Raw genomic sequence first — 12,276 nt, forward strand, 5'->3', positions numbered from 1 at the left:
GGTTTATGGGTCTATTTTTTGTGAAAAACCGCCATCGATTCCACATGCGATGTATGTGGGAACATATTCACAATACCTGCACCCTTGAGGGTGTAGCCTGCCTGATGGCACAAGATATCAGCATCTCTAGCTAGAGTCTTGGGATTACAAGACACATAGACAATATGTTCTGGCAAAAGATTGCTTTTCTGGTCATGCAGTTCTGCGAGTGCCCTGCAGATTTCCATGGCACCCTCTCTAGGGGGGTCCATTAACCAACGATTGGCTTTGCCCCATGAAGCAATTGTCTCTGTAGTCACTTCAAACAAATCGCTTTGCATGAAGCTAGCTTTATCTGCCAAGCCATTATGCTGCGCATTTGCTTTAGCACGCGTCGTTAATGTAGCCAAACCCTCAATACCTAAAACTTGCTTTGCTTTACGTGCCAGCGGCAAGGTGAAATTACCAATGCCGCAAAATAAATCAAGCACTCGGTCAGTCTCTTTTACTTCTAGCAAACGAATCGCTTTACTGACGAGCGAGCGATTCATCATGTGATTAACCTGCGTAAAGTCAGCTGGTTTGAACGGCATCTCGATTTCGAACTCGGGCAGACGATAGCAGAGCTTGCCAGTCTCCGGATAAAACGGCGCAACCGTTTCAATGCCTTTGGGTTGCAACCAAATCCAGACCTTGTGGCGGTCAGCAAATGCCCGTAGCAAATCCTCATCCGCTTTAGTTAAGGGCTTGAGATTTCGAAATACAAGAGCCGTAACGGGCGCTGCTTTTATGGGGTCTTCAGAATTGGGCTCTTCTGGCTCACCCACGGCAATCTCGATTTGCGGCATACGATCTACAATCGACAAGCCCATTACCAATTTGCGCATCTCCGGCAAAAGATCAGAGAGATGCTTTGGCAAAATTTCGCAGGCAAGCATATCGGCTACGTAGCCACTTTTACCCTCATGAAATCCAATTAAGACTGTACCTTTTTTAATCGAGCGATTGACTGCGCTCAAACGTGCACGATGTCGATACTCCCAGGTAGGGCCACCCATAGGACGCAGAATTTCTTCTGGGGTCACTTTAGCTATGTGCTGCAAGTCATCTTCAAGCACGCGCTGCTTCATTGCCACTTGCGCCCGAATATCTAAGTGCTGCATGGTGCAGCCGCCACAAACGCCAAACGCTGCACACTTCGGTTGCGCTCTAAAGACTGCGGGCTTGAGAATTTCACGTACCTTGGCTTTAGCAAAGCGCGCTTTATCACTAGTAATGGTGTAGGTCACCAGTTCAGTAGGCAAGGCGCCTTTAATAAAAATCACTTTACCGCTAGATTCTGGATCATACTGCTCAGTCGGGGTAAGGCGTGCTATCCCTTGGGCATCTAAATCGAGGGAGGTAACAGTAATGGGCTCAGTCACTTCAATATTGACTGGCTTATCCCCTCTACGCATCCGGTGCGAAGCCTTTTAGATACTCCTGCCACTGTCCGCCGTTTGGCTCTTTGGCTTCTTTCTCTAAATAGGCTTTAACAAAAGCGATTTCTTCTTGGTACTCTTCTGGAGTAAATCCACCACGCAATAACTGAAAGCGACAGTACATCAAATAGGTATTCACCACATCCGTTTCGCAATAGCGACGAATATCGTTTATCTTGCCTTCTTGATACGCTGGCCATACTTGACTGCCATCCATCCCCATCTTGCCGGGGAAACCACATAGCTTAGCTAAACCATCCAAAGGTGCGTTGGCTCTACCGTTAAATTTAGCTAACAAATCCATCATGTCCAGATGGCGCATGTGATAACGACTGATGTAATTGTTCCACTTAAAGTCACGGCTATCGGCTTCTTGGCTCTCGCCCATCTCCCAATAGCGTGATGCTTGAATGTGATTGGCTAAAGCGCGGTAGTGCAGTACTGGTAAATCAAAACCACTGCCATTCCAGGAAACTAGTTGTGGGGTGTACTTTTCAACCAGATCGAAGAAGGCTTGAATAATCACCTTCTCATCATCTTCTGGTGTGCCAAGCGTACCGACTTTAATTTGAGGTGCGCCTTCTTTAGTGGTTCTGCGAATGACACAAGAAATCGCCGCCACTTTTTGCAAAAACAGAGGAAGAAACTCACTGCCTGTTTTCTCAGCGCGCGCTGCCATGGCCTTAGCAGCCACTTCAGCGTCACTCATGGATTCGGGATAGTCTTCGACCCGACGCAGACCAGCTACATCTGGAATAGTTTCAATATCAAAGACGAGAACGGTTGCCATGAATAAAGATGTGGAGATGAAGTTGTAGATGTAGTATTAGATACCGCTACAAATTACTGCAAGTATGGCGTTGGATTTACTGGCTTGCCATTCACGCGCAACTCGAAGTGGAGTTTTGGTGCATTGGTATCGGTATCGCCCATCTCTGCAATCTTCTGACCTTTACGCACGCTATCACCCTCTTTAACCAAGAGCTTGCTGTTATGAGCATAAGCAGTCAGGTAGGTATTGTCATGTTTCACAATCACGAGATTACCGTAGCCACGCAAGCTATTGCCAGCGTAAACGACTTTGCCATCGGCTGCTGCCAGAACTGGTTCGCCAACCTTACCTGCAATATCAATACCTTTGTTGGTTTCGTTAAATTCACCAGTCACTTTGCCTTTTGCTGGCCATGACAAACGAATACCAGGCTCTGCAACTATCTCAGGCTTAGTCGTCTCTACTGGCGTAGGTGCATCCGCTTTATCTATCACAGAACTTGAAGGTTTTTTATCTACTGGTTTTGCCGCAACTGCTTTTGTATTTGCTGGTGACTTAATCAAAACTAAATCACCGACTTCAATGACATCAGGATTAAAGTTGGGATTCTCCGCTTTATTCCACTGAGCCACATCACGCGGCGCCTGCCCATGATCTAGAGCAATGCGCGCCAAGGTGTCGCCTCTTTTCACTCGGTAGTAACCTGGAGGTGCTGGCTCATATGAACTAGATCCACTGGTACGGTCAATGACGCCAGCTGGTTTTGTACGAGGGGTTGAACAGCCTGCCACTAACAATATGGAAGTAGACAAAACCAAAAAGAAAATTGCTTTAAATAGGAGGGTCATAGAATCAGATTTCTTTATTAATCTCATACTACCCCTGATTGTAAGGGGACGAAAAAGACCCCATCTAAAACGGTTCTTTGATAGCGCTGGGAGCTCATTCTTTCCACCATCACCAATTGCTGCTCTTTTTCATTCTTGGCAACGGGAGCTACTAGGCGACCACCGATGGCTAACTGATCGAGCAAGGCATCCGGGATACCTAAACCAGCAGCGGCCAAGATGATGCCGTCAAAAGGTGCTGCTTGTGGCAAGCCCAAAATACCATCGCCATAAATCAGGCGTAAGTTATTAATCCGAAATGGGCGCAACTTTGCTCTGGCCAAATCATGCAATGGCCGAATCCGCTCAATGGAATAGACCTCATCAGCCAATAGACTCAGTACAGCTGCTTGATAGCCACAGCCTGTACCAATCTCTAATACCTTACCTAAGGGATGACGCGGTTTGTGCATAAGCTCAATCATGCGCGCCACTACCGATGGTTTAGAAATCGTTTGCTCATGGCCAATTGGTAAAGCGGTATCTTCATACGCCTGTGCATGTAAACCTGGATCCATGAACGCATGGCGTGGAACGGTTGCAATCGCTTCTAATGTTTTGCCGTGCTTGACGCCAGCAGCATGCACTTTGGCTGCAAGTGCCTGACGATAGGCTGCGAATCGCTCTACCGGCTGCTTCAACCGCGGTCCCAACCGTTTGCACGCATCGCTGCCAAACGCGCATGATGCGTTAAATCTAATTGCATTGGCGTGATGGAGATGCATCCATCGTCAATCGCATGAAAGTCCGTACCCTCGGAATTATCTTTGACATGCCCTGCTGCACCAATCCAATAAATCTTATCGCCACGTGGGCTATCTTGCACAACTACTGGTTGTGAATGATGGCGATTACCCAAACGAGTTACGCGCCAACGGTACAAGTCCTCATATGGGCGATTTGGAATGTTGACATTCAGTAAAGATGCCATACCGTCGGTGTGATTTTTACTTAAGTTGGATACCAGCATTTGCGCCACGATGTCGTGCGCCGCTTTAGCAGCATCGTCAATTCGGTTCCAGCCGCGATCGATTTGAGAAAAAGCAATGCCAGGAACACCAAACATCACACCCTCAATGGCGGCGGCCACTGTGCCCGAATAGAGCACATCCTCACCCATGTTCTCGCCCTGATTAATCCCAGAAATAACGAGATCGGGTTTCTCATCCAAGAAACCTGTCATAGCTACGTGCACACAATCGGTGGGTGTGCCATTGATAAAGAAAAACCCATCCCGCTCTCCTCCTGCAACGCGATGAATCGAGAGCGGCCGTGAGAGTGTTAAAGAGTTTGAAGCGCCACTATGGTTTTGCTCTGGAGCAATCACGGTTATGCGACCCAAGGGGCGCACGGCATTCACCAGCGCCAGCAGTCCTGGCGCTAAGTAGCCGTCATCGTTGGACACCAGAATGTGTGGCTGTATAGACATGTTTATACCAATCCAGGCTTATGCTTACCGCGCGATCTCATAGCAGCATAAATCACCGGCAACACTAAAAGTGTCAGAACGGTGGTGGTCACCATGCCTCCCACAATGACCAATGCCAGTGGGCGTTGCGCTTCTGAACCGATCGAATGGGAAAGTGCCGCTGGCAATAGACCCAAGCCTGCCAACATCGCTGTCATCAACACTGGGCGAACACGTAATGCCGCACCATCCACCATGGCATCTTTCATGGCGCCATGTTCTTCGGCGACAGTCTTATTGATATACGAAATCAAAATGACGCCATCCTGAATCGCAATACCAAACAAGGATAAGAAACCAAACAGAGCAGAAATACTTAAGGTCTCGCCACCCAGATGCAAGGCAATGATGCCGCCAATGGCTGCGAATGGAACGTTAATCAAGACAATCACCGCATCACGGAAGTTACCCAAAGCAGTTACCAGCAATAAGAAAATTGCCACAAGTGTCAATGGAATGATGACCATCAGCTTTTGCTGAGCAGCCTTCATCTGATTAAATTGACCATCCCAAGCAATGGTGTAATTGGTTGGTAAGGCAACGTTCTTTTGCACTAAATACTTCGCATCTTCAACTGCACTACCTAGGTCGCGGCCACGTACGCTAAAGATGACCGCGATGTAACGCTTGCCGGCTTCACGATAGATGAAGAATGGGCCATCTGTTAATTGCACTTTGGCCACCATACTCAAAGGTACCTTCTGGCCATTAGGCGTATCAATCAGTAAATTAGCTACATCTGGTATGTCGTTACGACTCGCTTCATTGAGGCGCACAGCAATACCAAAGGTCTTCTCTTCTTCTAAGAAGTTAGACACTGGGGCGCCCCCAATGGAGTTCGCAACTACAGTTTGAATATCACTTACATTCACGCCGTAACGCGCTGCTTGCTCGCGGTCAATCTGAATATTTAAAGTGGGTTGTCCCAACTCTTTGAGAATGTTCTCATCTTCAATGCCGCGAACTTTTTTAAGCTGATTAACAACTTCATGCGCCTTTTGTGCAAGTACTTCTAAGTCCGATCCAAAAATCTTGACTGAGTTCTCACCCTTTACCCCAGATAAGGCTTCATTCACGTTATCTTGGATGTATTGCGAGAAGCTATATTTGACGCCCGGAATCTTATCGAGCTCTGCTTGCAAATGCTTAATCAACTCGTGCTTCGTCGTGCCCTTAGGCATTTGGTCAGGCGCTTTGAGATACAGGCCGTACTCTTGATTAAATACGCCTGTGGAATCGGTGCCATCATCCGGACGACCAATCTGTACGGCGACGCGCTCTAGCTCAGGCTGTTTTAAGAAAGTCTCACGCAATTGATTGGCCACTTCAACGGAGTAGTTCAAATCCACTGTATTAGGCAGCACTACACGTAGCCAAATATTGTTTTCTTCCAAGGTTGGCAAGAAGGCAGTACCTAAGCGAATTGCGCTAAGCAATGTCACGCCCAAAATAAATAAAGAAATCGCAATCACATGGCGTGGATGATCCATCCATTTACGCAATAATGGACGGTAATGCTGCAACATCCAGGTAATAAATTTAGGCGGCGCGTGATGAAAGTTCTGACCAAAGACATAGGACATCGAGGCCGGCAAGAAAGTCAAACTCAAGACAATGGAGGCAATCAGCGCAAAGCCCATGGTAAATGCCATCGGTTTGAAGATGATGCCTTCAACACCGCCCATCAAAAATAGCGGGGAGTACGCCACAATGATGATGCTAGTTGAATAGATCATGGCACGCTGTACTTCACTGGTTGCCAGAATTATGCTTTGATTAACGCGCTTACCGCCCTCTTCCATATGGCGCATGACGTTCTCAGTAATGATGACCGCAGCATCGACGATGACGCCGAAGTCAATTGCACCAAGAGAAATCAAATTCGCGGGCACATTAAAGAGGTACATCATGATGAATGAGAAGCAAAGTGCCAGCGGAATGACTGCCGCTACCACTGCTGCTGCACGCAAATTACCCAAGAACACATAGAGCAAGACCAAGACCATGGTGATACCAAAGAACATGGTGTGCTTTACTGTGCCCACGGTGATATCTAATAAGACCTGACGATCATAGAAAGGCTTTACCTGAATACCCGGTGGCAAGATGTGGTTGTTGATGTTGTCGATCTTTTCGCGGACGCGAGCCAATACTTCAGATGCATTCTCGCCACGACGCAAATACACAATCCCTTCAACTGAATCTGGATTGCTATCAAACTGGAACATGCCTAAGCGAGGTGCATTGCCAATCACCACGGTTGCCACATCACCAATACGGACAGGCACACCCTTGTTAACTGCAATTACTACCTGCTTAATGTCATCGATATTGCGCAATAGACCAACGCCACGCACAACGAACTGTTGCTCACCGCTTGGCAATACGCCACCACCAGTATTGTCATTGGCTTTAGATAAAGCATCGATTAACTGCGGAATGGTTACCCCTTTGGATTGCAAGCTCTCAGGACTCACAATCACTTGGTATTGACGTACCTTGCCGCCAAATGAAGAGACGTCGGCAATCCCTGGGGTTTGCTTCAGTTCTTTATAGATTTCGTAGTTTTGTAAGGTCTTTAAGCGTGTAGGCGAAGCATAGTCAGAAGCTACTTGGTAACGCAAGATCTCGCCGGTTGCATCTGAGTCTGGGCTCACACTAGAACTCACGCCCGGTGGGAATGCCACATTACCTAAATTGGTGATGAAGATTTGGCGAACTTTAAATGGGTCAGCGTTGTCATTAAATTTCAGGGTGACAACCGATAAACCAAAGAGTGATACAGAGCGAAAGGCCTTTACCCCGGGAATACCAGCCAAGGCATTCTCGACCGGAATAGTAACTTGTTGCTCTACCTCAGTCGTACTTCTACCAGGCCATTGCGAGATCGCTTGAATCGTTAATGGTGCTACACCAGGGTATGGCTGAATCGGTAGTTGCTTAAGACTAAATGCGCCCAGAACTAATAACACAGCCGCCGCGAACAAAATCACGACGCGCTTGTCTAAAACTCCCCGAATGAAGGAGGTAACAAAACTCAATTATTCCTCCTGCTTGGCAAAACGGTCATTCAACAAGACCGCGCCATCAGTGAGCACCTTCATGCCAGGCTCAAGACCTTCAGTAACAGCAAAGCGTTTGCCATCGAGGTCATAACCTTTAACAACAAATCGCCTGTAAGAATCTTTGCCATTTTTGATAATAGCGTAGCGCATCTCACGCACCCTCACAATCGCAGATTGCGGCACAACAATTGCTTCTGATTCTGCGGTCTTCAAACGCGCACTGACATACATATCAGGACGCAATAGACCATCAGGATTCTCTACATCGCAACGAATGAGCAAAGCATGAGTCTCTGGATCAATGGTTGGTGCAATGTAATTAGCCGTTGCCACAAACTCTTTATCAGGATAAGACTCAGTGCGCAGAATCATGGTCTGGTTTTTTTGAATCTTACGAATATCTTGTTCGAAGATATTGCCCAAGAACCACAGTTCTTTTGGATTTGCCAAAGTTACTAGCACATCACCGGCATTCACAATTGATCCTGGCTCTACAGCACGCTTGACCACAACGCCTTGTAGTGGTGAACGCATCACCAAATTGCTTTGGGTTTTACCGCTTCTCTCTAGTGCTTTGATATCGCCATCACCCGCGCCTAAGTTGCGCATCCGGTTGGCGGCAGCCTGCTGAGTAATTTGCGCATCACCCAAAAGGTCGCTCATCGTTTTATTGCCCTCTAACACTTTGGCAGTTTTAGAGGAAAGCAAATACTCTTGCTGTGCAGAAATAAATTCTGGGCTGTAAAGCTCGATAACTGGAGAGCCTACTTCAACCGCAGCACCATCAAAGGCATAGATACGCTCTACCCTACCTGGCGCTCTGGCAGATAACACTTTAGATTTTTCTGCATTAAATGCCAAACGCCCTGGTACTTTTAACTCAACTGGCACAGTCACTAGAGTGGCATCTTGGAAAACATAGATATTGGGGTTCAGTTCAACGCCAGGAAGCTGCAGCTCCATTGCACCCGTACTTTCTACTTTTAATACTTTGTCGCTCTTCTCCAACTTCACTGGGCGATTCACGTTCACGAACAAACCAATCACAATCCCGAGCATCAAAATAGAAGTGCAAATAATCACCAAGCGCAAACGTGCACGAGTCTCTGGAGGTAAAGCCCAGTATGACCGATGAATCTCATTGGTATTAGCAGCAATACGAGCAGAAAGCTTAGCCTGCAGCTTTTGCAGCTCTGCGATCGTCCGCTTATAGAGGTGAATGAGTTTGTCCTTCAAAACCACTCCTTAAAAAGGTTCTTTTCCAGCAGTCACCATTAACGTGGCTTGTGCCTGTAGAAGGTTTGCTTCGGCTAAGGCCAATTGCACCTCCAAATTACGCAACTGTGTTTGGGCTGTCAACAAATCATTAAAGCCCTGACCATTATTGGAATACTGAATCAATCCTACCTTGTATGCAGCATCTGCTTGGGGTACTTGGCGATTCTTTAAGAAGGTAGTCGCTGTTTTGGCTTGCTGATAAGCGGCATAAGCCGAGTTCACTGCCAATACGACCTGCTGGCGATTGGAAATCTCGCTTGCCTCAGCAGAAGCTTGATTACGCATCGCCTGCTCTACGCCGTATTTTTCTTTGGTAAAGAAATACAGCGGAATGATGAGATCTAATTCAAACTGATAGAACAAGGCGCCATTGTTTGCTGAGAATGGGCCGCGTGGTGTGTATGAAGAACCAATCACCTGAAAGTCTGGCAAGTACGCTTTCTTGGCTAGGGTCACGCCTTTACGCGCTGCATCGAGTTGCAATGCAGAACTCTTTAGGCTTGGGTGACTCGATTCAGCGTAATCTTCCAACTCCACCAGTGTCGGAACTGGTGCCATTGAACGACGACTATCGCCTTTGAGAATCAGTTTTTCTCTCGAGTGACGACCAATCAAAGTATTAATGTTCTTAATGCCTACTTCGAGTTGACGCTCTAAATTAAATTGATCGGCCTCTGCCGCACTTTGCGCTACTTGCGCATTGAGATACTCAACATAAGCGGCAGCGTTATTGGAATAACGCGCCTTGGCTACGTTCTTAATCATCTCGAGGCGCACTACGGATTCTTTGAGAACCTGTAATTGTTTTTGGGTTGCTAAGGTGTTGTAGTACAGGGTTGAGAGCTGCGCACCCAACTGCAAGTAAGTCGATTCAGATTGAGCTAACAATGCTTCTGCATTGGTGTCGGCAATATCAGCAGCCAAGCTCTTCTTGCCCGGAAATTGAAGTGGCTGAGCTACCGAAATTGAGTTGTTACTACTAATACCATTGGGGTAACCTGGCACCGGTTGATTAGCGCCACCCAAAGCAAATGGGGAATTCACTGGCATACCTGACCACACCAACCCGACCTGTGGATTTGCTGGAGCAGCAATTTGGGGCACGGTTGCTTTGGCGGATAAGTAAGCCTCGCGCAGAGAGGCTAACTGTGGGTTATTGAGCTTAAGCTCATCCCAAAGTTGGCGCAGATCCATTTGCGTTGGGCCAGATGGCGCACTCTTGACATAACTCTTTGACGCATTTGCCTTCGTTACCGGCGCAGACAATTCTGACGCCTTTAATGGTTTTTCTATTGGGCTATTTTGCGCACTGAGCTGCGCGCCAATCGAAGGTGGCGCAGATAAATCCGTTGAAACTTCATTACTTGTCACCACCGTGACACTAGCTCCTAACTTTTCAGTAGAACCTAATGTATTTGCACTAGGAGCTATCGGCAATGTCACTGTGCCAGCCTCTACTGAACTTGACCCCTCGCCATCACTTTGGGTAACTAAATTACTGGTTGCTTGAGCAAGCGCGCTTGAACACAAAAAAGATGGGGAGGCTAGTGCCATTGCACTGATAAACAACGCAACACCGTGTGGTGAAATTTGACGAATTGTGCGTGTGCCGAAAATCAACAAAAGCGGCTGCCTCTTAATCCAATAATGCTGTTTTTTTAGCCCCTAATGCGGTTTTGCCTTAAAGAAGCAATCCTTTTAGGGGGTTTTACAGATTATAGGGTAGAAAACACAAATGTCGAATTATTAGCATTTCCTATCCTATTGATTCTAAAGACAATAATCATTTCTATGCCATGCCAATCAGCCATACAAGCCCTAAAACTCGGCATGAACCCTAAACGAGACCACATTTACTGGGCCGCGAGCGGCGTTATAGGCCGGATTAATGATGTGCTGATAGTTCAAACCCAAGAGTACGTTTTGCACTAACAAGGCGTTGTAATAGAACTCACTCACTTGCTCTGGTTTGTAACTAATCGTTTGCGCTGGGCTGACATACGGATACGGCGTATCACCAACGAAGTTAGAAATACCGCCTGCTTGTAAGTAGGCACGACGATTTGCCGAAATGCCGTTGAGCATGGCTGATATACCAATCGTATCTTTTGCCCTACCCCAACGTTCACCATTAATCCCCATACCGACAGATAAGGATTGATCTGCTTCAGCAAATGACATCGTTTCGGTATGGCCATCTGATGTAAAGGCTCTCATATAGATGCCCACATCTTTTGTTAATGCTTGCTCAGCGTTCACACCAATACCGGTTTTGTATTGAAAATTATTACGCACATTAAATAAGGCTTGAGTACCCCTGGTATCTGGATTAGCCAGCAAATAGTTAGTGGCATCAGAGTAACGCGCCATCAGCATACGATTGCGATAACCGAGCACACTCACCTTGCCGGGTAAATCACCGATAGTATGTTGACGCTCCACTTCAATTTGGTCACCGTAAGAGTTAAAGATTTGCCAATTGAGATTGAGTTGATTTGGAATCTTGGGGGTCAACATCCGCGATGCTCTAAACACCCAGTTATCGCGGTACCACTCGCCCGCTAAGCCCCAGCTGTAGCCGCGGGCATCGGCAGCATAGTCATACGCCAAGTAGGTCATATTGCCCCAGTTCATGAACTGCACACGAGGGTCTTTTGCGTAACGACTATCGTCAAAAATATCTAATGTAGAAAATTGACCAGCAGTAATGACAAAACGATTGCTGCTTACCGTCTGGGTAATCTGATTAGCATCATTTGCTAATTGAACCTTACTGCCTTCTTGATTAATCGTTTGGCGTAAGAATGCTCTAGCAGAATAAAAATGGGCTTGTGCTCCTTGCGCACGAGTGGCTTCACCGTTAGTAAAACCACCAAAACCAGTTAATCCTGAAAAGGGTACGCCTGACACTACTTCAGGATTGAAATAAATATCCGTGTCTTGCGCTAAGCGTGCGCCAAAAAATAAAGTACCAGACCAGGTGTAGCTCATCGACTTGAGCGGCGATAAGCTGTTCTGTCCCTGATATTGAGAATTGAAATTGTTATAGCGCTGATTAATGTATGTGGTTTGACCATGCACGTTCACTGGCAAACCTAAGAACTCACCTTCGGTTGGCAACCAAGAAATATCATCTGCAAAACTAGCGATCTGGTCGGCACCTGACCCTGCCCTTTGCGCATGCGCAAAAGCACTCAATACACTTAGCAGGAGAATGAGCAAAAGTTTGCGAGTCATTCACAGTTTCAGATTGGGTTGCCCAGCTATGCACGCATCAGCAAGTAGCAACAGATTGATGGAAATTACCAGCAGCTCACCAACTGGAATTGAAGCCCAAAGGTGGCGC

At 47.0% G+C, this 12,276-nt stretch carries 8 protein-coding genes and 1 pseudogene; all 9 read right to left on the reverse strand.

The window, feature by feature from the left end; genetic code table 11:
* Window positions 1-11: 11 nt before the first annotated feature.
* The 9 genes and pseudogenes from rlmD to IC571_RS06570 all read right to left on the reverse strand — a co-directional run bounded on the left by rlmD (window position 12) and on the right by IC571_RS06570 (window position 12,167).
* The gene (gene rlmD / locus IC571_RS06530) at window positions 12-1,436 is read right to left on the reverse strand and encodes a 23S rRNA (uracil(1939)-C(5))-methyltransferase RlmD (RefSeq protein ID WP_215315525.1); all 1,425 of its coding nucleotides are present in this window, start codon (window positions 1,434-1,436) and stop codon (window positions 12-14) included.
* Window positions 1,429-2,250 (reverse strand): 3'-5' exonuclease, encoded by an 822-nt coding sequence (locus IC571_RS06535; RefSeq protein WP_215315526.1) that lies wholly within the window; start codon window positions 2,248-2,250, stop codon window positions 1,429-1,431. The genes rlmD and IC571_RS06535 overlap by 8 nt, the downstream gene beginning before the upstream one ends.
* Before the next feature lie 53 nt (window positions 2,251-2,303).
* Entirely contained in the window at window positions 2,304-3,080 is a 777-nt protein-coding gene (locus tag IC571_RS06540; protein WP_251373270.1) for a peptidoglycan DD-metalloendopeptidase family protein, read from the reverse strand.
* 23 nt (window positions 3,081-3,103) lie between these two features.
* Window positions 3,104-3,727: pseudogene (locus IC571_RS06545) on the reverse strand (protein-L-isoaspartate(D-aspartate) O-methyltransferase); the annotation flags it as partial.
* A 29-nt stretch (window positions 3,728-3,756) separates the two neighbouring features.
* Window positions 3,757-4,548 carry a 5'/3'-nucleotidase SurE gene (surE, locus tag IC571_RS06550; protein WP_215315529.1) on the reverse strand — a complete coding sequence of 264 codons (792 nt, stop codon included), beginning with the start codon at window positions 4,546-4,548 and terminating at the stop codon, window positions 3,757-3,759.
* 2 nt (window positions 4,549-4,550) lie between these two features.
* A complete protein-coding gene (locus IC571_RS06555; protein ID WP_215315530.1) occupies window positions 4,551-7,628 on the reverse strand; it encodes an efflux RND transporter permease subunit in 3,078 nt (1,025 codons plus the stop codon).
* Window positions 7,629-8,888 (reverse strand): efflux RND transporter periplasmic adaptor subunit, encoded by a 1,260-nt coding sequence (locus IC571_RS06560; RefSeq protein WP_215315531.1) that lies wholly within the window; start codon window positions 8,886-8,888, stop codon window positions 7,629-7,631. It lies immediately after the preceding gene.
* A gap of 9 nt (window positions 8,889-8,897) precedes the next feature.
* Window positions 8,898-10,553 carry a TolC family protein gene (locus tag IC571_RS06565; protein WP_251373274.1) on the reverse strand — a complete coding sequence of 552 codons (1,656 nt, stop codon included), beginning with the start codon at window positions 10,551-10,553 and terminating at the stop codon, window positions 8,898-8,900.
* Window positions 10,554-10,748: 195 nt separating this feature from the next.
* Window positions 10,749-12,167, reverse strand: a complete 1,419-nt coding sequence (locus tag IC571_RS06570) for a carbohydrate porin (RefSeq protein WP_215315532.1) — start codon at window positions 12,165-12,167, stop codon at window positions 10,749-10,751.
* Window positions 12,168-12,276: the final 109 nt, after the last annotated feature.

This window comes from Polynucleobacter sp. MWH-UH2A, from assembly GCF_018687195.1.
Lineage (GTDB): Bacteria > Pseudomonadota > Gammaproteobacteria > Burkholderiales > Burkholderiaceae > Polynucleobacter.